This is a genomic window from Micromonospora sp. CNZ299 (genome assembly GCF_002754415.1).
On the sequence record NZ_PEFG01000001.1, the window covers coordinates 2,880,611 to 2,903,059 of the forward strand.

The window sequence follows — 22,449 nt, forward strand, 5'->3', positions numbered from 1 at the left end:
TCGTCGCCGACGATGACCGCACCGGAATCACTCTCGCTCGCCCAGGCCCGCCGCGTGGCGCTCGCCGCCCAGGGCTTCGCCGACCCCGCGCCAACCGGCGTGCCGACGCGCCGGCATCTGCGCCGGGTGCTGGACCGGGTCGGGTTGATCCAGATGGACTCGGTCAACGTGCTGCAACGCGCGCACTACCTGCCGCTCTACAGCCGGCTCGGGCCCTACCCGACCAGGTTGCTCGACCAGGCCGCCTACCGCCGCCCCCGCGAGTTGTTCGAATACTGGGGTCATGAGGCGTCGCTGGTCCCGGTCGAGCTGCACCCGGTGCTGCGCTGGCGGATGGCTCGCGCGCACAGCGATTCCTGGGGTGGCATGCAGCGGGTCGCCCAGGAGCAGCCGGAGCTGGTCGCCTGGGTTCGCGACGAGGTGGCCGCCCGCGGCCCGCTTACGGCTGCCGAGATCGAGCACGACGCACCTCGGGAGACCGGCAACTGGGGGTGGAACTGGTCGGCGGTCAAACGGGCGTTGGAGTTCCTCTTCTGGGCCGGCGAGGTGACCGCCGCGGAGCGCAGCACCTCCTTCGCCCGCCGCTACGACCTGCCCGAGCGGGTGCTGCCCGCGGCGGTGCTGGCCGCGCCCACCCCGACCGACGCCGAGGCGTACCGCACGCTGGTCGCCCTCGCCGCGCGGTCGCTCGGGGTGGCCGCCGAGCCGGAGCTGCGCGACTACTTCCGACTGCCACTGGCCGGTGCCCGCCAGGCCGTCGCGGAGCTGGCCGAGGCCGGTGAGCTGGTGCCGGTCACCGTGGCGGGCTGGCGACAGCCGGCCTGGCTGCACGCGTCCGCGCGGCTGCCCCGGTGGATTCGCGGCAACACCCTGGTCAGCCCCTTCGACCCGTTGATCTGGGAACGTGCCCGCACCGAGAGGTTGTTCGACTTCAGCTACCGGATCGAGATCTACGTCCCGGCGCCACAGCGGGTCTACGGCTACTACGTGCTGCCCTTCCTGCAGGGCGACCGGTTCACCGCCCGGGTCGACCTGAAGGCCGATCGCAAGGCCGGTGTGCTGCTGGTGCCGGCCGCGTGGGTCGAGCCCGGCGCCGACCCGGGGGAGACCGCTGTGGCCCTCGCCGCCGAGCTGCACCGACTCGCCGGCTGGCTCGGTCTGGACGCGGTGGAGCCGCCCACGGCCGGCGACCTGGCCGGTCCGCTCACCGCCGCGTTGACCGGCGTGTCCGGTGTACCGTGAGCGCGTGACGAGCGCTCCCGGACCGGTCGACCAGCCGCAGCCCGCCCCCGGGGCGGTTCACCCGGTGCCTGTCGGCGCGGTGTCGACCAGCTCCGGTCCGACCGGCCTGGCATCGGCCGGCGAGGTCCCGGCCGACCCGGCATCGGGTGGCTCGGGTCCGGCCGGCTGGCCGACGCCCCCGCCGGATGGTTACGCGGAACTGAAGCCGGACCGGATCACGCGGTTCGTGCTGCGGCTCTACGAGCGTTCACCGCGCTGGGCGGTGCCGCTGGCCGCGGTCGGTTGCGTCGCCATCGGCATGGGCTACGCGGTGCTCAGCAATCCGACCCACGCCGCCCCGGACGCCGCGCCCACCTGTCTGCTGAAGTTGACCACCGGGCTGGACTGCCCGGGCTGCGGGGGCACCCGCGCACTCTGGTACGTGCTGCACGCCGACCTGCCAGCCGCCGCCCGGCACCACTTCCTGTTCGTCTTCGCGCTGCCGTTCCTCGCGTACCTCTTCGTGGCCTGGGCGGGAAACCAGGCGTTCGGTTGGCGACTGCCGGAGCTGCGACTCAGCTCGAAGGTCATCGTCGGGTTCATGGGCGCGTGGCTGGCCTTCTCGGTGTTGCGCAACCTGCCCTGGGCGCCGTTCACCTCGCTGTACGTCTGAGCGCGCCTGCCGCCCGACGCCCTGCCGCCCGCCCTGCCGCCGCCCGACGGGCCGGTGCCCGGATGCGACCGGCGGGCGGTTGCGGGCTCGGCCGGCATGCGTTGTTCGTGCGTCCTTTGGAGCTGATTCGTTTACGACATCAGGGCCCCTCCGAGCGCCCACCACCCATGATCGACTCGGCATCCAGGAAACCGGGCCATCCACCCGACCCGGATACCCCGACTTCCAGGAACCCGAGTCGATCACCCCATTAGGCAGCCGCACACCCGCGTCTGCGGCGCACGGCGGCCGATGTACCCCTGGATGTAGCGGGGTCGGGCGCGCCGGATGCCACTACAAGGATGTTGCGCGATCTTGCGAGCGGAAGCGGCTGCTGAGCCGCTCGGGGTCGCTCGGGCTTGGGCCGCGCGGGCCGCTCGGGTTCGGGTCGCTCGGGTTCGGGTCGCTCGGGTTCGGCCCGCGCGGCCCGCGCGGGCCGCGGGCCGCGCGGCTAGTTCGGGTCGCTTGGGCACCTGAGCGGCGGTCGACCTTGGTCGTCGGCTGGGCTGGCCCATCCGCCCATCCGCCCATCCGCCCATCCGCCCATCCGCCCATCCGCCCATCCGCCGAGGGCTGATGTCGCCAACGATTCAGCTCCAAAGGACGCCGATGGAACTGTCCGCCCCGGCCTCGACGACGATGCCCGGACCTCGGACCTCGGACCTCGGACCTCGGACCCGGACCCCGGCCAAAGCCCCGGGTCGGCGGCGGGCCCGCCGCTGCCTGAGTGATCGACATTGCACGAGGCGTGCCTGAGTTGGGGCGGGAGGCACCGCGCCACTACAGTCCCTGGCATGCCGGAGATGGTGCAGCCCCAGGTCAAGTTGATCGCGTGGACCCAGTTCGCGGCCCCGGACGACGTGCCGTGGTCGACCGACGCGGAAGGTGGCCAGGCGCTCGCCGAGTTCGCCGGCCGGGCCTGCTACCAGTCGTGGAAGAAGCCGAACCCGGCGACCGCCACCAACGCCGGTTACCTGGCGCACATCCTGGAGGTCGGGCACCTGTCGGTGCTGGAGCACGGGTCGGTCACCTTCTACTTCACCGGGGTGTCGCGCTCCTTCACCCACGAGTTGATCCGGCACCGGCACTTCTCGTACTCCCAGCTGTCCCAGCGCTACGTCCCGGAGCGGGACGCGGCCATGGTCGAGCCGGCGGTCATCGCCGACGACCCGGAGTTGCACAAGAAGTTCACCGAGGCCGCCGAGGCGAGCATTCGGGCGTACAACGAGTTGCTGGAGGGCCTCGAAAAGCGCTTCTCCGACGAACCGAACCCGACGCTGCGCCGCAAGCAGGCCCGGCAGGCGGCCCGGGCGGTGCTGCCCAACGCCACCGAGACGCGGATCGTGGTCACCGGCAACTACCGGGCGTGGCGGCACTTCGTCGCGATGCGCGCCACCGAGCACGCCGATGTGGAGATCCGTGAGCTGGCCGTGGAGTGCCTGCGGCAGCTCCAGGACGTCGCCCCCAACGTGTTCGCCGACTTCGTGATCTCCACGCTGCCGGACGGCACCGAGGTGGCGGCCAGCCCGCACGAGGCGTCCTGAGCCCTTCCCCGGCGGGCCCCGGCTGGTCGTCCGCTAGGTTGGAGGGTATGACGCACGACCACCTCGACGCCGCGGCACGACCGGCGTCCCGCCCCTTCGGCCGGCTGCTCACCGCCATGGTGAGCCCGTTCACCCCCGACGGCTCGCTCGACCTCGACGGCGCCGCCCGGCTGGCGAGCCACCTGGTCGACGAGCAGGGCAACGACGCACTGGTGGTCAACGGCACCACCGGCGAGTCGCCGACCACCACCGAGGCGGAGAAGGACCACCTGATCCGGGCCGTGGTGGAGGCCGTCGGTGACCGCGCCAAGGTGGTCGCCGGGGTCGGCACCAACGACACCCGGCACACCATCGAGCTGGCCGCCGCCGCCGAGAAGGCAGGTGCGCACGGTCTGCTGGTGGTGACCCCGTACTACAACAAGCCACCGCAGAGCGGGTTGTTGCGGCACTTCACCGCGGTGGCCGACGCCACCGGCCTCCCGGTGATGCTGTACGACATCCCACACCGCTCCGGCGTGCCGATCGACACCGAGACGCTGGTCCGGCTCGCCGAGCACGGCCGGATCGTCGCGGTCAAGGACGCCAAGGGCGACCTGACCGCCACCAGTTGGGTGACCAGCCGGACCGCCCTCGCCTTCTACAGCGGCGAGGACGCCCTCACCCTGCCGGCGCTGGCCGTCGGCAGCGTGGGCCTGGTCGGCACCTCGACGCACTTCACCGGGGCGCTGGCCGCACAGATGATCGAGGCGTACGACGCGGGGGACATGCCGACCGCGCTGGCGCTGCACCGGCGGCTGCTGCCGCTGTTCACCGGCATCTTCCGCACGCAGGGCACGATCCTGGTGAAGGCGGGCCTGGCATCGCTGGGTCTGCCGGCCGGCCCGGTGCGACCCCCGCTGGTGGACGCCACCAACGACGAGATCGCCCAGCTGCGCGCGGACTTTGCGGCAGCGGGCATGGAGCTGCCCGAATGATCAAACGACACGATGGACGCCGAGTGACGGCGTCGCAGATTGAGGTGGACGCGTGACCGAGGCGCACATCGAGGCGGAACTACCCCCGCCGCTGCCGGAAGGTGGCCTGCGGATCATCCCGCTCGGCGGGCTCGGCGCCATTGGTCGGAACATGACCGTCTTCGAGTTCGACGGCAAGTTGCTGATCGTCGACTGCGGGGTCCTGTTCCCCGACGTCGAGCAGCCAGGTGTGGACCTGATCCTGCCCGACTTCGGGCCGATCCTGGACCGGCTTGCCGACGTCCAGGCGATCGTGCTGACGCACGGTCACGAGGACCACATCGGCGCGGTGCCCTACCTGCTCGCCCACAAGCCCGACATCCCGCTGGTCGGCTCACAGTTCACCCTCGCCCTGGTCGAGGCCAAGTTGGCCGAGCGGCGGATCCAGCCGTACACCCTGACCGTGCGGGAGGGCGGCCGGGAGCGGCTCGGCCCGTTCGAGTGTGAGTTCTTCGCGGTCAACCACTCGATCCCGGACGCCCTCGCGGTGGCCATCCGCACCCCCGCGGGCCTGGTGCTGCACACCGGCGACTTCAAGATGGACCAGCTCCCGCTGGACGGTCGGATCACCGACCTGGCCGGCTTCGCCCGGCTCGGCGCCGAAGGTGTCGACCTGCTGCTGTCCGACTCCACCAACGCGGAGATCCCCGGCTTCGTCACCCCGGAGCGGGAGATCGGGCCGGTGCTCGACTCGATCTTCGCGAAGGCCAAGGGCCGCATCATCGTGGCCTCGTTCGCGTCGCACGTGCACCGCGTGCAGCAGGTCTTCGACTCTGCCGGGGAGCACGGCCGCAAGGTCGCGCTGATCGGCCGGTCCATGGTCCGCAACATGGGCATCGCCCGGGACCTCGGCCTGCTCAACATCCCGGCCGGGCTGGTCATCAGCATCGACGAGGCGACCACGCTGCCGCCGGACGAGATCGTGCTGATGTCCACCGGTTCCCAGGGTGAGCCGATGAGCGCGCTGGGCCGGATGGCCAGCGGCGACCACCGGCACATCACCATCGCCCCCGGCGACACCGTCGTGCTGGCCTCCTCGCTGGTGCCCGGCAACGAGACCTCGGTCTACCGGGTGATCAACCGGCTTGCCCGGGCCGGCGCGGTCGTCGTGCACAAGGACGTCGCGAAGGTGCACGTCTCCGGGCACGCCCCCGCCGGAGAGCTGCTCTACCTGCTCAACGTGGTTCGGCCCAGCAACCTGATGCCCGTGCACGGCGAGTGGCGCCACCTGCGTGCCCACGCCCGGCTCGGCATCGAGTCCGGGGTCGCCGCCGACCGGGTGGTGATCTGCGAGGACGGCGACGTGGTCGACCTGGTCGAGGGTCGCGCCACACTGGTCGGGCACGTGAAGAGCCGGTACGTCTACGTGGACGGCCTCGCCGTCGGTGACGTCAGCGAGTCGCTGCTCACCGAGCGGCGGATCCTCGGCGACGGCGGCTTCATCGCCACCACCGTCGTCGTGGACTCGGTCACCGGCAAGGTGGTCGCCGGCCCGACGCTGTCCGCGAAGGGCTTCTCCGAGGACCCGGAGGCGTTCAACCCGGTGGTCCCGCTGGTCACCGAGGCGCTCAACCGGGCCGCGGCGGACGGCATCACCGACCCGCACCAGCTCCAGCAGATCGTCCGGCGCACGGTGGGGCGGTGGGTCAACGACAAGTACCGTCGTCGCCCGATGATCGTGCCCACCGTCGTCGAGGTCTGACACACGCGTGACCGGGCCGGTCGCCGACATCCCCCGTGGATGTCGGTGGCCGGCCCGGCTCGTTCAGGAGGTGTTCCGGCTCAGCCCGGAACAGTCGTCGCCGCAGCACCAGCAGCCCGACCCCGAGGGCCAGCAGGGCCGCTCCGATGAGGCCGTACGTGCTGCCGGAGACACCGGTGCGGGGCAGTTGCGCCGGCTCCGGGGTGGACGTGATCGCGGTGGCGGTCGGGCCCGCGGTGGCGGTCGGTGATGGCCGTGGCACATCGACGCGGCACGTCCGGTTGCGTCCTGTCGGATGTCGCACAGGCGCGCCCCGGAGCGCAACCATTCGCCCTGGTCGCGACTAGGGGAGCGCCGCGACCGCCTCGGCGTAGGCGACGCCGGTGGCGATGGCCGCGTCGACCAGCACCGTGAGCTGCGCCGGGGCCACCCCGTGGGTCAGATCGGTGGCCACGTCGCCGGCCAGCACCAACTCCTCGCCGATGTCGTGCGCGTAGGCCTTGGGCAGCAGCCGGTCATGGTTCCAGGCGTTGCAGAACGCGTACGCCTCGGAGCGGCGGGTCGCCGGCAGCCGGCGGGCGGCCATTGCCCGGGCGTGCAGCACCTCGCCACGTTCGCCGGCCCGCCGGAACTGGATCACCACGCCGCCCCACCGGCCGACGACGGTGTCGCCCTCTTCCACCAGGTACTGGTCGCCGCGCCGGTCCAGTACCGCGGTGATCATGTCGACCGTCAGCGCCATCAGCTCCCGCTCGCCCGACCCGCTCGCCTCGTCGGACCCGTCGGTGTCGGGCTCGTCAGACCCGTCGGCGTCGGGCCCGTCCGGCTCGTCGTCGGCGGGCAGCGCAACCGGTGCGGTGAGCGGGCGCTCCGCGAGCCAGGCGGCCATCCGGCCGGAGTGGTGGCCGGTGCCGTTGCGGGCGTCGAAGCTGCCGGCCAGTTCACTGGCCACACCGAGCAGCAGGGCGCCGAGTGTGGACACGTCCGGCTCGGTGGCGGGTCGTCCGCCGTACGCCGGTCGGGGCAGCGGTCGCCCACCCAGCCCGGCCTCCTCGGCCAGCGCGCAGACCAGCGCGCCGGCGGCGGCGAACTCCATCGCGGCGAGGTCGTCGCTGGGTCGGTCCAGTCTGGGCAGCTGTTCGGTCAGGATGGTCAGCCCTCGTGCCAGGTGCCCACCCAACGCGCAGAACCGCAGGTGCGCGGCGAGGTACGGGAACGCGGCCGGCTCACGCTGGTGCCGGTGGTACGCCCGCACGTGCGCCGCCGCGGCCCGCTCCGGCTCCCCGGCCCGCAGGGCGGGCAGCAGCCCGGCGAGCAGGTCCCGTTCGGGCTGGTCGGTGCAGGGCTCCGGTTCGCCGTCGCGCTTCTCCAGCTCGCCGAGCGCGGCTCGCCACTCACCCCAGCCGGCCAGCAGCTCCGCCCGCCGAGCGGAGGCGCAGCCCGGGCACCCGCCGGCGGGGCCGGGCCGTTTCCCGGACCACCGCTCATACCAGTGGCGGGCGGTTGGCTCGTCGCCCAGGTGATCGGCGATTCGGCAGTGCAGCTCCGCGACGGTTGGCGCGTCCGGACCGTCCGTGCCGACCCGGTGGGCCAGGTCGTGCAGCAGGGCCCTGGTCTGGTCCAGCCCGACCCGGGGGGTGCCGAGCAGCGCCTCCACCGCGTACCGCTGGTAGCGCAGCAGCAGCCCGGTCTCGTTGTCGGTCAGCAGCTCGGGTCGGTGGTCGGCGGCCGCCCGGCAGCGCCGGACCGGCTCGACCAGGCGCCACCGCTCCCCGTCGAGCAGGTACGCCTCGATCAGCGCGAACCGGGCGTCCACCCCGGACCGGACGTCGCCGGCGGCGTCGGCGCGCTCGGCGAGCCGTTCCAGGGTCACCTGCCGGTCCGGGCCGTCGGGCCGGTCCCGGGCATCGGCGAGCGCGGCCTCCAGCGCCGGAAGGCGGCCCCCGCCGACCGGGCCGTCGGGCGCAGCGCCGGTCCGGTTGGTGCGACTGCCCGTGAACTCGTCCCGGCCGGTCACGACAGCACCGCGCCGGGCAGTCGACGGACCGCCACGGCGAGCTGGCAGCCGGTGGAGATGCCACAGTCGAGCAGTTGGTCGAGCTGGTGCGGGGTCACCCCGCGTTCCAGGTCGGTGATCACCTCGCCGTAGACCCGGGCTCGACCGTCGTCGTCGACGTGCACGAACGCCTTCGGCCAGAGCCGGTCGTGGTTCCACGAGTTGCAGAAGGCGTACAGGGCGGGCACCTGCTCGATTCCGAAGGTGGGAGTGACCATGGTGCGTACCTGGAGCAGCTCCCCGTCGCCGCCCAGGCGGAGGAACCAGATCATGTTGTCGTCGAAGCGGCCCACCAACTCGCCGTCCACGGTCAGGCCGACGGACCGGCCACGGGCGGCGAGCACCGCGGCGACCAGTTCGCCGCTCAGTGGACGCAGCGCACCGGGGTGCCCGGCCAGCGGATCGTCGGGATCGCCCGCGGTTTCCGGCGACGCCATGGGGCATCCCTTCTGAGGCGGATATCACGACCGGCGGTGGCGGTCGTGTTGCGACGCGCGGACACGACCCGGAAAAGCGGGGATCTGCCCGGCCCCACCGTTACCGTGACTCTATGGCGGGCCGTACCTCTCAGGCGAGCCGGCGGCGCGGCGCGTCGCCGCGCGGTGGCACCAACAGTCGTGCCCGTCAACCGGCGAAGAAGACCCGGGCACCGGTCCGGCGGCGTACCGCGCCCGCCCGGCCCGGCCCGGCCGTCTACGTGGGCCGGGCGGTCGGCGCACTGTGGATGGGTCTGGCACACGGGATGGGCTGGGCGGTGCGGGCCGCCGGCCGGCAGGCCGCCTCGGCCCGCGACCTCGACCCGGAGCACCGCCGGGACGGCGCCGGGCTGCTGCTGTTCGGGCTCGCCCTGCTCTCCGCCGTGGCGCTCTGGCTCTCCGGAGCGGGCCCGGTGGGCGCGCGACTGGCCGACACGATCCGGCTGTTCCTGGGCGCGATCTCGGTGGTCGTGCCGGTGCTGCTGATGATCGGGGCGTGGCGGCTGATGCGTCAGCCGGCCGACCCCGAGCACCGGGGCCGTGGGCTGATCGGCTGGGGTTCGCTGCTGGTGTCGACCGCAGCGCTGCTCCAGATCGGCCAGGACCCGGCCGATCCGCTGGAGCGTGACTTCGCGGGCGGTCTGGTCGGCGCCGGCGTCGGTGGTCTGCTGGAGCGGGCCGTCACCGCCTGGGTGGCGGTGCCGCTGCTGGTCCTGCTGCTGCTCTTCGGTCTGCTCGTGGTGACCGCGACGCCGATCAACAAGATCCCCGAGCGCCTCGGGCTGCTCGCCGGTGGGCTGGTCGCCGCACCGGACTCCTCCACGGAGGACGCCGACGAGCAGGTCGCGAAGCCGACGCGTAAGCGGCCGGCCAAGCGGATGCCTCCGCCGCTCGACCCGGACGACTTCGAGGACCTGGACGGCGCGGACCTCCAGGAAACCATGGTGCTGCCGCGCAAGTCGCCGGCGAAGGTGTCGGCGAGCCGCAAGCCGCCGGTCGAGCCGCCGGAGCACTCGCCCGCTCCGACCCGGGCCGAGCAGCTCGCGTTGACCGGGCTGGCCGGGGACTACACGTTGCCGCCGGCCAACATGCTCAGCGCCGGGGCCGCCGCGAAGACCCGCAGCAAGGCCAACGACGAGGTGATCGCCGCGTTGACCGGCGTGTTCGACCAGTTCGACGTGGACGCCGCGGTCACCGGCTTCACCCGCGGCCCGACGGTCACCCGCTACGAGGTGGAGTTGGGGCACGGCGTCAAGGTCGAACGGATCACCCAGCTGTCCCGCAACATCGCGTACGCGGTGAAGTCGCCGGACGTGCGGATCCTCAGCCCGATCCCGGGTAAGAGCGCCGTCGGCGTGGAGATCCCGAACACCGACCCGGAGAACGTCGCCCTCGGTGACGTGCTGCGCTCACGGGCGGCGACCAGCGACCACCACCCGATGGTGGTGGCCCTCGGCAAGGACATCGAGGGTGGCTACGTGGTGGCCAACCTCGCCAAGATGCCGCACATCCTCATCGCCGGCGCCACCGGCGCGGGCAAGTCGAGCTGCCTCAACACCCTGCTGGTGTCCATCCTCACCCGGGCCACCCCGGACGAGGTGCGGCTGCTGCTGATCGACCCGAAGCGGGTCGAGATGACCGGCTACGAGGGCATCCCGCACCTGGTCACCCCGATCGTGACCAACGCCAAGAAGGCGGCGGACTCGCTGGACTGGGTGGTCCGCGAGATGGACATGCGCTACGACGACCTCGCCGCCAACGGGGTTCGGCACATCGACGACTTCAACCGCAAGGTCCGCAACGGCGAGATCAAGGCCCCGCCGGGCAGCGAACGGGAGATGCGCCCGTACCCGTACCTGTTGGTGATCGTGGACGAGCTGGCCGATCTGATGATGGTCGCGCCGCGCGACGTGGAGGACTCGGTCGTCCGGATCACCCAGCTCGCCCGGGCCGCCGGCATCCACCTGGTGTTGGCGACCCAGCGCCCCTCGGTCGACGTGGTGACCGGTCTGATCAAGGCGAACGTGCCGTCCCGGCTGGCGTTCGCCACCTCCTCGCTCGCGGACTCGCGGGTCATCCTCGACCAGCCGGGCGCGGAGAAGCTGCTCGGCCGTGGCGACGGGCTGTTCCTGCCGATGGGTGCCTCCAAGCCGGTCCGCATCCAGGGCGCCTGGGTCACCGAGCGGGAGATCGCCGACGTCGTCAAGTTCTGCAAGGACCAGCGCGAGCCGGAGTTCCGCAAGGACGTGCTGGCCCCCGCACAGGAGACCAAGAAGAAGCCCGACGAGGACATCGGCGACGACCTGGACCTGCTGGTGCAGGCGGTGGAGCTGGTGGTCACCTCGCAGTTCGGCTCGACCTCGATGCTCCAGCGCAAGCTGCGGGTCGGTTTCGCGAAGGCGGGCCGTCTGATGGACCTGATGGAGACCCGTGGGGTGGTCGGGCCGTCGGAGGGGTCGAAGGCGCGCGACGTGCTGGTCAAGCCGGACGAGCTGGAGGACGTCCTGGCCGGCCTGCGCGGCGACGGGGAATGACCGGGGAGTAGCGCTGCGAGGGCCGGTCGACGGTACGACCGACCCCGGAACGCACGACGGGCCCGCCGAGACAAGGCGGGCCCGTGGCTGGGGAAGCGTGTCAGTTGTTCATCAACGCGGCGAAGACCACCACGCCGAGGATCGCGGCGACGACGCTGGCCGCGGCGGCGTACCAGCCGAGCGGCTTGTCGCCCAGCACGGCGCCGACGATGCCCGCGATCACGCCGAGCACGCCGAAGATGATCGGGTTGAGCAGCAGGGCGAGGACCGCGAAGACGAAGCCCACGATGGTGAGGATGCGGGCGGCGTTGCTGCGGGGACGGGCGGTGCTCGGCATGTCGGCCATGTCTTCCTCCGTGTGAGAGCCTGTCGTGACGGATCGATGACTACCCACTGTGCGGACTTGTCACGCGTACTTCCTCAGTGGAAGATCTTCAGACCGATCACGCCCACGACCACCAGCAGCAGGCAGAGGATCCGGGGCAGGCTCGCCGACTCGCCGAGCGCCAGCATCCCGACCAGCGCGGTGCCGACCGCGCCGATGCCGACCCAGACCGCGTACCCGGTGCCTACCGGGATCTCCCGGAGGGCGTACGACAGCCCGGCCATGCTCAGGAGCAGGGTCACCACGAACACCACGGACGGGATCAGCCGGCTGAAGCCGGCGCTGCGGTCCAGGGCGATCGCCCAGGCCGCCTCCAACAGTCCCGAGATCACCAGCACGAGCCAAGCCATCGTCCACCTCACGAAAAGGCGCCCGGGCTGTCGCGCCGGGACGAGTCTGCACGTCACACGGGGCGTCTTGGCCTGACCGGGTACGCCCACCACTCGTCCGGGGCGGCCACGAGCATCCTCCGGCCACCGAAGCCGACGCTAGCACCGGCGCCGGGCGTCGGGCGGTGACTCCCGCCACGGCCCGTTGACCTCCACTTCACTTCAACTTGCAGTATTGCTGGCATGACTCTGCTCTACGCCGACCCCGAGGTCGCCGCCGCGCTGGACGCCGCCACCACGGTCGCCGCCATGCGGGCCGCTCTTCTGGCCGCGTACGAGGGACGGCTGATCGCTCCGCCTCGGGCCGCCGCCCCGCTCGACGGCGGGCGGATGGTGCTCACCGCCGGGCACCTGGTCGGCGAGTGGTACGGCTTCCGCTCCTACGACACCTTCGGCCACGAGCAGGGCGAACAGTTGGTGGTGCTGCACGACGCCCGCACCGGGGCGGTTCGGGCGGTGGCGGTGGGCGAGGAGTTGGGCTCCCGGCGTACCGGAGGGTTGGGCGGCCTCGCGGTCGACGCGCTGGCCCGCCCGGACGCGGCCACCCTCGGTGTGATCGGCTCCGGCCGGCAGGCGTGGACGCAGGTCTGGGCCGCCGCGACCGTCCGCCCGCTGCGCGAGGTGGTGGTGCACAGCCGCTCCGCCGCCCGCCGGGACGCGTTCGCCGCCCGGGTCCGCGCCGAGCTGGGTGTGCCGGCCCGCGCGGTGACCACCCCGGGCGTGGCCGTCGCAGGGCGCGACCTGGTGGTGCTCGCCACCACCAGCCCGACCCCGGTGCTCTGCGCCGCCGACCTCAGCCCCGGCACGCACGTCAACGCCGTCGGCTTCAAGCAACTCAACCGCAGCGAATTCGGCACCGACCTGCTGGACACCGCCGACCTGCTGGTCACCGACTCACCGGTCCAGGCGGCGGACTACCAGCCGCCCATGCTCGCGGCCACACCCCCGTACGCCGAGCGGTTGCGCGACCTGGGGGGCATCCTGGCCGGTGCGGTCCCCGGCCGGACCACCGCGGACCAGGTTTCCGTCTTCTGCTCCACCGGCCTGTCCGGGACCGAGGTCTTCCTGCTCGACGCGTTGACCCGTGTCGGTGCCGCGGCGCGTTGACCGGCCGCGGGCGCGGCGGAACGACGGTGCGCGCGTCGTGCCCGCAGCCCGCGTGCGTGGGGTTCCCCAGCCGGCCCGGTACCCTCGGATGGTGTCTGCCACCGCTCCTTCTCCTTCCGACCACGCCGAGGGCCGTCGTGTCGCCCTCCTGACCCTCGGCTGTGCCCGCAACGAGGTCGACTCGGAGGAGCTGGCCGCCCGGCTGCACGCCGACGGCTGGCAGGTGAGCACCGACGGCGAGGGCGCCGACGTGGTGGTCGTCAACACGTGTGGTTTCGTGGAGAAGGCCAAGCAGGACTCCATCCAGACCCTGCTCGCCGCCGCCGGCACCGGGGCCAAGGTCGTCGCCGCCGGCTGCATGGCCGAGCGGTACGGCCGGGAACTCGCCGACAGCCTGCCCGAGGCGCAGGCGGTGTTGAGCTTCGACGACTACCCGGACATCGCCGCCCGGCTGAACGCGGTCGTCGCCGGTGAGCAGATCACCGCGCACACGCCCCGGGACCGGCGGGAGCTGCTGCCGTTGACCCCGGTGAAGCGGCGCGACAGCGGCGTGTCGCTGCCCGGGCACGGCACCGTGACCCGCACCACCACCGACACCGACGAGCACACCCCGGCACACCTGCGGCAGATCCTGCGCCGTCGACTGGACACCGGCCCGGTGGCCTCGCTGAAGCTCGCCAGCGGCTGCGACCGGCGCTGCGCGTTCTGTGCCATCCCCGCCTTCCGTGGGGCGTTCGTCTCGCGTACGCCCGACGAGCTGCTCGCCGAGGCGGAGTGGCTGGCCAAGTCCGGCGTACGGGAGCTGGTGCTGGTCAGCGAGAACTCCACCTCGTACGGCAAGGACCTGGGCGACCCCCGCGCGTTGGAGAAGCTGCTGCCGCAGCTCGCCGCCGTGACCGGCATCGTCCGGGTGCGGGCGAGCTACCTCCAGCCGGCCGAGACCCGGCCCGGGCTGGTCGAGGCGATCGCCAACACTCCGGGCGTCGCCCCGTACTTCGACCTGTCGTTCCAGCACTCCAGCGAGCCGGTGCTGCGCCGCATGCGGCGTTTCGGCTCCACCGACCGGTTCCTGGAGCTGCTGGCGAGTGCCCGTGCGCTGGCCCCGGACGCTGGCGCTCGGAGCAACTTCATCGTCGGGTTCCCCGGCGAGACGCGCGCCGACGTCGACGAGCTGGTGCGGTTCCTGACCGAGGCCCGGCTCGACGCGATCGGCATGTTCGACTACAGCGACGAGGACGGCACCGAGGCCGCCGGCCTGCCCGGCAAGGTCTCCGCCGCCACGATCAAGCGACGGTACGACCGGCTCAGCGCGCTCGCCGACGAGCTCTGCTCGCAGCGGGCCGAGGACCGCCTCGGCAGATGCGTCGAGGTGCTTGTCGACACGATCGAGGACGGCGTGGTGGAGGGCCGGGCGGCGCACCAGGCGCCGGAGGTGGACGGCTCCACCACCCTTGTCGCCCCGACCGAGGGTGGGGTCGACCTCTCCGCGCTGCGCCCGGGTGACCTGGTACGCGCAACGGTGACCGGCACCGAAGGGGTGGACCTGCTCGCCGTGCCGGATGAGATGATCTCGGCGGCGCCCGGCGCGGCACGGTGACGGCGGGCCCGAGCGGAGCGGGGGAGCCACGTGGTGCGGTACCGGGAACGCCACGGCGACCCGAGCGGGGTGCGGCGGTGACCGGGGCGACGGAGTCGACGCCCGGCCGGGCGGTGGTGGCGGTGGTGCCCGTCCTCAACGCGGCCAACGCGCTGACCGCCCTGCGGCTGGTGCTGGTGCCTGTCTTCGCCGCCTCGGTGGTGGTGTCCGGGATGACCCACTCCGGCTGGCGGATGGCGGCGTGCCTGATCTTCGCGGTGGCCTCGGCTACGGACCTGGTGGACGGGTGGATCGCCCGCCGGTTCGGGCTGGTCACCTCGGTCGGCAAGGTGGCCGACCCGATCGCCGACAAGGCGCTCACCGGCGCGGCCCTGGTGCTGCTCTCCTGGTACGACCAACTGCCCTGGTGGGTGACCGCGCTGATCCTCGTCCGTGAGCTGGGCATCACCGGCCTGCGGTTCTGGGTGATCCGGCACGGTGTGATCGCCGCCAGCCGAGGCGGCAAGGTCAAGACGGCGCTCCAGATCCTGGCCATCGCCTGGTACCTCTGGCCGATGCCGGCCGCCCTGGCCGCCGTCGGCCCGTGGATCATGGCCGCCGCCGTCGTGGTCACCGTCGCCACCGGCTTCGACTACATAGCCCAGGCCCTACGCCTCCGCCGCCCCCGCTGAAAGCCAACCAACCCAACCAACCCCCCCCGTTGATCATGAAGTTGTTGCCATCCGCAGCGGCGTGTCGTGGCGATAACTTCATGATCGACGCGATCGGGTCGGCAGGGTTGGGGGCCGTTGGGTGGGGAAGGACGAATTCATGCAGCGCGAGGCTAGTGGTGGTGTCGAGCGGCCGTCGGATGGTGCGGCGTCGGACGAGGCCGTGATGGGCAGCGCGGCGGCGGGCGTGGTGCACCGGTTGGTGCAGCGGCACGAGACCCTCGCGACTGTCGAATCGCTCACCGGCGGGTCGCTGGCCGCGTCGATCGTCGACATCGCCGGGGTCAGCGGGATCTACCGGGGTGGCCTCGTGGTCTACGCCACCGAGTTGAAGGGCACCCTGGCGGGCGTCCCCACCGACCTGCTGTCCGAGCGGGGCCCGGTGGACCCGGACGTGGCGGCGGCCCTGGCCGAGGGCGGTCGCCAGCGCTGCGGCGCGGACTGGGGGGTGGCGACAACCGGCGTCGCCGGCCCCGAGCCGCAGGACGACAAGCCCGTCGGCCTGGTCTACGTCGCGGTCGCCGGTCCCAACGGTGGGGAGGTCCGCCAGCTCGACCTGGACGGCGGGCGGGACCACGTCCGCGCGGTCGCGGTGATCGAGGCTCTGCGGCTACTCGCCGAGCGGATCCACGACGCCGACGTGAAGGACCCCGACCTCGACCCCGACGCCCAGGGCTCCGGCCCCGACGCCCAGGTCCCCGACCCCGCGACCGACCACCCCTAGGCCCCAGAAGTCGACGCGCCGGAAGATCCAGCCGAGACCGCCGGGGGCACCCGGGACAGGGCCGGAACGGCCGATGCCGCGTGTCGGTGAGCCCGCGCCAGCGAACCGACGGGCGGGGCGGGATGTCGGCCGGGCCCGCAGCGGGTACGGTTGCGGGAAGGCTCCGACGTTCGGGGTCGGCGCGGTCCGCCGCGACCGGCTGCCCAACGGCGGGCGCGAGGTATCCCTCAGGGGGAGGTGCGATGATCCTGCTACGCCGGGTGATCGGTGACGCACTGCGGGCGCGCCGGCAAGGCCAGCAGCGCACGCTGCGTGAGGTCTCCACCGCCGCCAACGTCAGCCTCGGTTACCTCTCCGAGATCGAGCGGGGGCACAAGGAGCCGTCCAGCGAGCTGCTCGCCGCGATCTGCGACGCCCTCGGCGCGCGCCTGTCCGAGCTGCTGCGTGAGGTGAGCGACACCGTGGCGCTCGCCGAGCAGATGCCCGGGGTGCTCGTCTCGATGCAGGAGGAGCAGGCCGATTCCTCGGCCGCGTCCAAGAGCACCAACCGGGGTGTGCGTCAGGTCACCTCCGATGGCAAGGTCGCCGTGTCGGTCCGTCAGGATTCGCCGCTCAAGGCCACGCTGCGCAGTGCCCGCGTCCGCCCGAACGAGCGCGATCGGGACGTGGTCTGCGCGGCCTGAGCCCGTCCTTCCGGTTGACCATGGGCGGGCTGGCCCCGGCCGCGTAGGGTGGCCCGCAGGAGCTGCCGGTGCCGTCGACCGCCCCGTACGGATGCCTCGTTGGCGTTCGGCTGGGACGATGGAGACCGGCCGGTCGTGGTCGGTCGGTCCATCCGGCCCGGCTGTGGTGGAGCGACGCTACTGAGGGGATACCGCGGAGATGGCGAACCCGTTCGTCAAGGGTTGGAACTACCTGATGGCACTCTTCGGTGCGAAGATCGACGAGCACGCCGATCCCAAGGTGCAGATCCAGCAGGCCATCGAGGATGCCCAGCGGCAGCACCAGGCGCTGGTCCAGCAGGCCGCCGCCGTGATCGGCAACCAGCGTCAGCTGGAGATGAAGCTGTCCCGGCAGATGTCCGAGGTCGAGCGGTTGCAGGGCAACGCCCGACAGGCCCTGGTGCTGTCCGACCAGGCCCGGGCCAAGGGTGACGAGGCCGAGGCGGTGCGGTTCGAGCAGTCGGCGCAGACCCTGGCCACCCAGTTGGTCTCCTCCGAGCAGGCCACCGAAGACCTCAAGACCTTGCACGACCAGGCGTTGGGTGCCGCAGCCCAGGCCCGCCGTGCGGTCGAGAACAACTCGATGATCCTCCAGCAGAAGCTCGCCGAGCGCACCAAGCTGCTCAGCCAGCTGGAGCAGGCCAAGATGCAGGAGACGGTCGCCCGCTCGCTGGAGTCGATGTCGTCGTTGACCGCGCCCACCAACACCCCGTCCCTGGACGAGGTGCGCGACCGCATCGAGCGGCGCTACGCCAACGCGATGGGCCGCGCCGAGCTGGCCGGCAACTCCGTCGAGGGCCGGATGTTGGAGATCCAGAAGTCAACCATCGACTCGGCCGGCTCCGCCCGGCTGGAGCAGATCCGATCCAGCATGGCGGGGGAGCAGCTCGGCGGCGCATCGCAGCGACCGGCCGTGCCGCAGGGCGAGAAGGCCGGCCCGGCCACCGACCCGACGGCCGCCGCCCGGCTGGACGAGCTGCGCGCCAGCATGGCTCGCGAGCGCGGCACCGGCGACCCGACCGCCGCCGGCTGAACGACCGGACCGAGGGGGTCAGGGTGGCAGCAGACGAGCGGACTCGATACTTCCGGAGGCTGGACCGGCTTCGCCGCTCCGCCCGACGGTGGAGCGTGCTGGCCGGTGGGCTCGGCGGCGCGGCCGCGGTGCTGACCCCGTACGCCGGCCTTGGTCTGCCCGACGCGGCCTGGGCCGGCGCCGCGGGCAGCGCGGTGGCGCTCGCCGCCTGGCGGTGGATCGACGCGCGCGCCCTGGCCGCCCAGCCGGCGCCTCCCGCACTCGACCCGGCCGAGGCCGCGGCCCGGTCGCGGGCCCGGTTGATCGCCGCCGTCGAGCGGCTGCCGGTCGGCCCGGGCGTGCTGGCCGAGGTTCGCCGGGTCCGCTCCCGGATCGCCCTGCGCGGCACCAGCGCGGGCGAGCAGTGGGCCCGACTGGACCGGGCGGCACTCACCCTGGCCGGGATGGCCCCCCGACTCACCGGGCTGGCCGGGCCGGCCGTGCAGGAGGCCGCCACCGCCGATGCTTCGTTGCGCGACCTGGCCGCGCGGGTGGCCAGCGTCGAACGTGCGCTGCGGCTGGCCCCGGCCGACGCCCGGGCGCCACTGGCCGACGCGCACGCCGTGCTGACGGGCCAACTGGAGAGCGGGGTCGCGGCCTACGAGCGGCTGGTGGTCGCTGCCGCCGGCTACCTGGCCGAGGACGCCCGACCGGAGGCCGCCCACCCGGCCGCCGACCGGCTCACCGAGGCGACCGACCTGCTGCACGGCGTCGCCGGCGCCCTGGCCGAGCTGCGCGCCGTCGGGACGCCGCTGCGCGCACCGACCCGCTGAGAGCAGCGCCGACGGCCGGTCCGTCGGCCGGTCACTGTGGTGTCGTGACCAGCACCAGGCCGGTGTACGGCGAATTGCCCACGACGTTGAACGACCGGATCCGGTAGTGGTAGGTAACGCCCCGGGCCAGCCCCGTGTTGGTGAAGCCTCGACCGGTCACCGTGAAGGTGGCGACCTCCCGGTCGAATGCCGGGTCCAGTGCCCGCTGCACGATGAACCCGGACCCGGGGCCGGTGGGTGTGCTCGCCGCCCAGGCCAGGATCACCGTCGCCGTGTCCGGCCCGGGAGCGCTGGCCGTGGCGCTCACCCCGCTGGGGGTGCCGGGTGCGGGTGGGCAACTCACCGTGGCGACTGTCGACCAGGCCGAGGCGGCGCCCAGGTAGGTGGTCCGGACCCGGTAGTAGTACGTGGTGTCCGGTGCGACAGTGACGTCCAGGTGGTTGTCGCTGACCCCGATCGCCGTGGTGCCCGGGCCGCTGGTGAACGTCGGGTTGGTCGCCCGCTGCACGTCGATGCCGGTGGCGAACGACCGGTTCGACCAGCGCAGCGCCACCCGCAGCGGCGCGGCTGGCGGCAGCGCCGCGACCAGGCCGCTCGGTGCGGCCAGGTGCACCGAGGCGGGCACCCCGTTCGACCAGGACGAGTAGCTGACGGCGTTCTCCGCCCGGATCCGGTAGTGGTACGTCACCCCGGGGGTGACTGTCGCGTCCGTGTACCGGGTGGCAGCGGCCGCGACGGTGATCGTGGTGACCTCGCCGCCGAAGGTCGCGTCGGTGGCCCGTTGCAGCAGGTGGCTGGTGGCAGGTGGTCGCCCGCCGTTGCTGGTCCAGGCCAGGGCGATCGCGGGTAGCGCGGTGGCCGAGCCGGGCGCCGGTGTGGCGGTCAGCCCGGTCGGTGCCTTCGGCGCCACCCGCAGGACCAGCGGCCGGGTCATCCCGCCGTCGCGGTGGCCGGCAAGGTGGCTGTGCCAGCGGTACTCCCAGCCCAGGTTGACCAGTTGGTTGACCACCGTGGCGGGCCGCCCGTCCGCGGGGCTGACCGGCGTCGACCCGGTGCGCGCCCCGGCCGGGAGGCCCGGGTCGAGCAGCCGGACGCTGTCGCCCAGCTTGAACGGCAGCACCGGGGCGACCGGGCGCAACGCCACCACGACGTCCTCCCGTGGGTTGACCCGGACGACGTCCTTCCAGCCCAGCTCCGTGCCGTGCGGCGGCCGCAGCGTGCCGTCCCAGCCGACCCGGTTGACCACCTGTACGTCGCAGCCGCCGAAGTGCAGCGGCTCGGTCTGCCGGACGTTGCCACTGATCCGCCAGAGTTGGGTGCCATCGGTCGGGGTGCCCATCGGTACGGCGGGATCGGTGGCGAAGAGCACCTCGGTCACCGGATCGGTCGGGCCCAGCGGCAGCGTCGCCGGGTTGAGCGGCCCGGCGTGCGGGTGCCCGACGCCGAGCCGGCCAACCCACCGGCCGTGATCCGGCTCGAAGACCTGCTGGGCGGCCTTGACCGCGATCGGCAGGGTCACCGGGCCGGCACCGCCCGCCGGAGTGAACGTCACAGTGGTGGCGTGCACCGGCACCGCCGTCTCCGACGTTGTGCGGGTGCCGAACGCCGGGTCGTACGCCGGCTGCGGCACGATCGGCGGGCGTTGGCTGGCCGCGTACGCCAGGGGCAGCCTCTCCCGTAACCGGGCCAGGTCGTACGGCGGCGCGGGTGTCCCGGTGACCCGGAACTGGAGCAGGGTGCGGGTGTTCGGGCCGTACCCCGGCTCGGTGGGCGGCGGGCCACCCTCGGCGGTCCGGTCCGCTGCGTCGGTGTGCTGGTCGTAACGGGGGTCGTAGCCCGGCAGCGGAGCGGGGGCGTCGTTGTACAGGATCAGCGTGCTGCCCGGTGGCACGGTGGAGAAGTCGACCAGCACGTCGGCCCGCTCACCCGGGGCGAGCAGCAGGGTGTGCCCGTCGACGTTCAGCACGGTCGGGTCGAGCCGGTCGTACCGGTAGCCGATCGGCCGGTTCGGCAGCACCACCGGGGCGGGCAGCAACCCGGCCTCGTTGCCGATCTGGATGAACTCGGGTCCGGCCGTGCGCGGGTCCGGCACGCCGCCGTCGCGTCCGTCGGTCGGCCACCCGGCCGGTCGGTCCGCGGCCCGCACGGCGGGCACCATCGGCACCTCGCCGGCGTCGGCGTCGGCGAGCGCGCCGTCGGCCGTCCACATCGCCGCGTCGGAGCAGGCGCGGTAGAGCTGGAGGTTGAGGCTGCGGTCCAGGCAGGCGTTGAGGATCCGGAACCGGTACGCGCGCGGCCGAACCTCCAGGTACGGGTAGGCGACGCCGTTGACGAGCGGGGTGTCGCCGTACGCCTCGGGGACCGCCGACGGGTGCGGCAGCCCAGGGCTCAGCGGCGGTTCGTCCGGCGCGTCCACCGGGTCGTGGTGCGGGTTCGGGGCCCACCCGTCGGTGCGGGTGCCGCCCGGGGTGGGGTTGCGCGACCAGGGGCCGTAGTCCCACCGGCCGGTGGGGTTGCGTCCGCCGGACCGGTACGGGTTCTGCCGCGGCTGGTACACGTGGGGGTGCCAGAGGCTTCCCCGGGCACCCCAGCGTTCCCGGTCCCAGGTCGGGTCCTCCTCGGCGAGTTGGGTGTCGTCCGGCACGAACGTCTTGTCCTCGATCACCAGCGGCAGTTGGTCGGCCGGCAGCACGTCGTCGGCGACGAGTTGGTCCTCGGCCGGGTCGGTGAGCAGGTAGAGCGCGAGCTGACCGCCGTAGACGGTGAGCCGGGCCAGGCCGAGGGTGTTGTCGTGCAACCACAGCAGCCGGCCGCTCTGCTCGTTCGGGTAGTAGAGGGTGGTGGCCCCGGCACCCGGCGCGGGCATGTCCGGCACGGGCGTCACGCCCGCCCCGGTCGGGTACGGGGTGATCTCCCCGGCCGGCGTGATCCACTGCCCCGGGTTGCCCGCGCTGGTCCAGCCGGTCTGCGCCCCGGCCAGGTGCAGCACCGCCCGGTTCTGCGGGTACGGGGCCGGCCCGTCCAGGGGGCCGGGACCGGCACCCTCGATCGTGTCGTCCACGGGCAGGAACAACTCGCCGGCCCGGCCGGTGGGGAGCTGGTTGATGAACTTCACCCGGACCGGTCGACCCCGGCGGGCGAGGATCATCGGGCCGAGGTGCCAGGGCCGTTCGGGGGGTGCCACCGTGTTGTGGCCCGTCTCGTCGGTGCCCAGGTTGAGCTGCCGGTAGCCGCGCAGCCGGGTGGCCGGCAGGTCCCGGTGCAGCCGCTGCGCGTACTCCTGGAGGCCGATCTCGTAGTAGTCGCATCCCGGATAGCTGATGGTGTCCGGGGCTGCCACCGGCAGGTGGCTGCCGAGGTCGGTGCGGCTCTGCTGGCCCGGAACGGGCAGCGGGTCGACGAACTTGCGCAGCCCGGTGCCCGGCACCACCCGCCCCGCGGGGTCACGCGCCGGGCGGGGACTGTGGGCGAAGTTCGGCACGGGACCGAAGCTGCGCGGCACCACGGCCGGGTCCAGGCTCGGTGCCGGCGTGGTCTCCTCGGCGGTACGCGCGGCCGGCACGGACGCCGTCCGGCCGTTGGTCTGGCGGGTGGTCCGCTCGAAGAAGGTGGAGCGGAGCCTGCGGAACATCGCCATGACTCTCCCCGGGGTCGGGGCGCGACGTCCGCCACCCCGGCGTGGCGGACCTCGGCACTCTGCTGACGGTCGGTG

Annotated in this window: 19 protein-coding genes and 1 riboswitch; of the genes, 13 read left to right on the forward strand and 6 right to left on the reverse strand. The window is 73.0% G+C overall.

All coding sequences use genetic code 11. From position 1 onward, the window contains the following. Positions 1–12: 12 nt before the first annotated feature. From CLT68_RS13715 to CLT68_RS13740, 5 genes are all read left to right on the forward strand, one after another. On the forward strand, positions 13–1,242 hold the full coding sequence (locus CLT68_RS13715; RefSeq protein ID WP_099851306.1) for a winged helix-turn-helix domain-containing protein: 1,230 nt from the start codon (positions 13–15) through the stop codon (positions 1,240–1,242). A gap of 106 nt (positions 1,243–1,348) precedes the next feature. Further along, positions 1,349–1,894, forward strand: coding sequence for a DUF2752 domain-containing protein (locus tag CLT68_RS13720; RefSeq protein WP_099857120.1), 546 nt, complete (start codon positions 1,349–1,351; stop codon positions 1,892–1,894). Between the two features lie 842 nt (positions 1,895–2,736). After that, the gene (gene thyX, locus CLT68_RS13730; RefSeq protein WP_099857122.1) at positions 2,737–3,477 is read left to right on the forward strand and encodes an FAD-dependent thymidylate synthase; all 741 of its coding nucleotides are present in this window, start codon (positions 2,737–2,739) and stop codon (positions 3,475–3,477) included. A 47-nt stretch (positions 3,478–3,524) separates the two neighbouring features. Then, the gene (dapA, locus tag CLT68_RS13735) at positions 3,525–4,451 is read left to right on the forward strand and encodes a 4-hydroxy-tetrahydrodipicolinate synthase (protein WP_088946723.1); all 927 of its coding nucleotides are present in this window, start codon (positions 3,525–3,527) and stop codon (positions 4,449–4,451) included. 52 nt (positions 4,452–4,503) lie between these two features. Then, positions 4,504–6,192, forward strand: a complete 1,689-nt coding sequence (locus tag CLT68_RS13740) for a ribonuclease J (RefSeq protein ID WP_099851307.1) — start codon at positions 4,504–4,506, stop codon at positions 6,190–6,192. Here CLT68_RS13740 and CLT68_RS13745 read toward each other — a convergent pair. From CLT68_RS13745 to CLT68_RS13755, 3 genes are read right to left on the reverse strand one after another with little or no spacing between them, the layout of a single operon-like run. Next, on the reverse strand, positions 6,137–6,520 hold the full coding sequence (locus CLT68_RS13745) for an LPXTG cell wall anchor domain-containing protein (RefSeq protein WP_099851309.1): 384 nt from the start codon (positions 6,518–6,520) through the stop codon (positions 6,137–6,139). The genes CLT68_RS13740 and CLT68_RS13745 overlap by 56 nt on opposite strands. A gap of 15 nt (positions 6,521–6,535) precedes the next feature. Beyond that, complete coding sequence (locus CLT68_RS13750) at positions 6,536–8,209, reverse strand: type III secretion system chaperone family protein (RefSeq protein ID WP_099851310.1); 1,674 nt, start codon at positions 8,207–8,209, stop codon at positions 6,536–6,538. Then, the gene (locus CLT68_RS13755) at positions 8,206–8,685 is read right to left on the reverse strand and encodes a type III secretion system chaperone family protein (protein WP_088946726.1); all 480 of its coding nucleotides are present in this window, start codon (positions 8,683–8,685) and stop codon (positions 8,206–8,208) included. The genes CLT68_RS13750 and CLT68_RS13755 overlap by 4 nt, the downstream gene beginning before the upstream one ends. Positions 8,686–8,798: 113 nt before the next feature. On the opposite strand from CLT68_RS13755, the gene CLT68_RS13760 reads away from it, so the two are divergent. After that, positions 8,799–11,258, forward strand: a complete 2,460-nt coding sequence (locus tag CLT68_RS13760; RefSeq protein ID WP_099851312.1) for an FtsK/SpoIIIE family DNA translocase — start codon at positions 8,799–8,801, stop codon at positions 11,256–11,258. A gap of 100 nt (positions 11,259–11,358) precedes the next feature. Here CLT68_RS13760 and CLT68_RS13765 read toward each other — a convergent pair whose 3' ends face one another. Beyond that, positions 11,359–11,604, reverse strand: coding sequence for a hypothetical protein (locus tag CLT68_RS13765; protein ID WP_099851313.1), 246 nt, complete (start codon positions 11,602–11,604; stop codon positions 11,359–11,361). A 74-nt stretch (positions 11,605–11,678) separates the two neighbouring features. Further along, positions 11,679–11,993, reverse strand: a complete 315-nt coding sequence (locus CLT68_RS13770) for an SMR family transporter (RefSeq protein WP_099851315.1) — start codon at positions 11,991–11,993, stop codon at positions 11,679–11,681. 56 nt (positions 11,994–12,049) lie between these two features. After that, a riboswitch (guanidine-III (ykkC-III) riboswitch) is annotated at positions 12,050–12,123 on the reverse strand. A 92-nt stretch (positions 12,124–12,215) separates the two neighbouring features. On the opposite strand from CLT68_RS13770, the gene CLT68_RS13775 reads away from it, so the two are divergent. From CLT68_RS13775 to pspM, 7 genes are all read left to right on the forward strand, one after another. Further along, positions 12,216–13,139 (forward strand): ornithine cyclodeaminase family protein, encoded by a 924-nt coding sequence (locus CLT68_RS13775; RefSeq protein ID WP_099851316.1) that lies wholly within the window; start codon positions 12,216–12,218, stop codon positions 13,137–13,139. 88 nt (positions 13,140–13,227) lie between these two features. After that, entirely contained in the window at positions 13,228–14,736 is a 1,509-nt protein-coding gene (gene rimO, locus CLT68_RS13780; protein ID WP_099857124.1) for a 30S ribosomal protein S12 methylthiotransferase RimO, read from the forward strand. 77 nt (positions 14,737–14,813) lie between these two features. Further along, on the forward strand, positions 14,814–15,407 hold the full coding sequence (pgsA, locus tag CLT68_RS13785; RefSeq protein WP_099851318.1) for a CDP-diacylglycerol--glycerol-3-phosphate 3-phosphatidyltransferase: 594 nt from the start codon (positions 14,814–14,816) through the stop codon (positions 15,405–15,407). 205 nt (positions 15,408–15,612) lie between these two features. Next, on the forward strand, positions 15,613–16,170 hold the full coding sequence (locus CLT68_RS13790) for a CinA family protein (protein ID WP_099857126.1): 558 nt from the start codon (positions 15,613–15,615) through the stop codon (positions 16,168–16,170). Between the two features lie 242 nt (positions 16,171–16,412). Then, the gene (locus tag CLT68_RS13795; RefSeq protein ID WP_088946732.1) at positions 16,413–16,853 is read left to right on the forward strand and encodes a helix-turn-helix domain-containing protein; all 441 of its coding nucleotides are present in this window, start codon (positions 16,413–16,415) and stop codon (positions 16,851–16,853) included. A 199-nt stretch (positions 16,854–17,052) separates the two neighbouring features. Beyond that, a complete protein-coding gene (locus CLT68_RS13800; RefSeq protein ID WP_088946733.1) occupies positions 17,053–17,925 on the forward strand; it encodes a PspA/IM30 family protein in 873 nt (290 codons plus the stop codon). A gap of 23 nt (positions 17,926–17,948) precedes the next feature. Then, positions 17,949–18,737 carry a phage shock envelope stress response protein PspM gene (gene pspM / locus CLT68_RS13805; RefSeq protein WP_099851319.1) on the forward strand — a complete coding sequence of 263 codons (789 nt, stop codon included), beginning with the start codon at positions 17,949–17,951 and terminating at the stop codon, positions 18,735–18,737. 31 nt (positions 18,738–18,768) lie between these two features. Here pspM and CLT68_RS13810 read toward each other — a convergent pair whose 3' ends face one another. Further along, the gene (locus CLT68_RS13810; RefSeq protein ID WP_099851321.1) at positions 18,769–22,374 is read right to left on the reverse strand and encodes a hypothetical protein; all 3,606 of its coding nucleotides are present in this window, start codon (positions 22,372–22,374) and stop codon (positions 18,769–18,771) included. Positions 22,375–22,449: the final 75 nt, after the last annotated feature.

Coding starts and splice junctions, on each gene's coding strand:
- CLT68_RS13715 (WP_099851306.1), top strand. CDS start 13: ATGACCGCACCGGAATCACTCTCGCTCGCCCAGGCCCGCCGCGTGGCG.
- thyX (WP_099857122.1), top strand. CDS start 2,737: ATGGTGCAGCCCCAGGTCAAGTTGATCGCGTGGACCCAGTTCGCGGCC.
- dapA (WP_088946723.1), top strand. CDS start 3,525: ATGACGCACGACCACCTCGACGCCGCGGCACGACCGGCGTCCCGCCCC.
- CLT68_RS13745 (WP_099851309.1), bottom strand. CDS start 6,520: ATGGTTGCGCTCCGGGGCGCGCCTGTGCGACATCCGACAGGACGCAAC.
- CLT68_RS13755 (WP_088946726.1), bottom strand. CDS start 8,685: ATGGCGTCGCCGGAAACCGCGGGCGATCCCGACGATCCGCTGGCCGGG.
- CLT68_RS13760 (WP_099851312.1), top strand. CDS start 8,799: ATGGCGGGCCGTACCTCTCAGGCGAGCCGGCGGCGCGGCGCGTCGCCG.
- CLT68_RS13765 (WP_099851313.1), bottom strand. CDS start 11,604: ATGGCCGACATGCCGAGCACCGCCCGTCCCCGCAGCAACGCCGCCCGC.
- CLT68_RS13770 (WP_099851315.1), bottom strand. CDS start 11,993: ATGGCTTGGCTCGTGCTGGTGATCTCGGGACTGTTGGAGGCGGCCTGG.
- CLT68_RS13775 (WP_099851316.1), top strand. CDS start 12,216: ATGACTCTGCTCTACGCCGACCCCGAGGTCGCCGCCGCGCTGGACGCC.
- rimO (WP_099857124.1), top strand. CDS start 13,228: ATGGTGTCTGCCACCGCTCCTTCTCCTTCCGACCACGCCGAGGGCCGT.
- CLT68_RS13790 (WP_099857126.1), top strand. CDS start 15,613: ATGGGCAGCGCGGCGGCGGGCGTGGTGCACCGGTTGGTGCAGCGGCAC.
- CLT68_RS13795 (WP_088946732.1), top strand. CDS start 16,413: ATGATCCTGCTACGCCGGGTGATCGGTGACGCACTGCGGGCGCGCCGG.
- CLT68_RS13800 (WP_088946733.1), top strand. CDS start 17,053: ATGGCGAACCCGTTCGTCAAGGGTTGGAACTACCTGATGGCACTCTTC.
- CLT68_RS13810 (WP_099851321.1), bottom strand. CDS start 22,374: ATGGCGATGTTCCGCAGGCTCCGCTCCACCTTCTTCGAGCGGACCACC.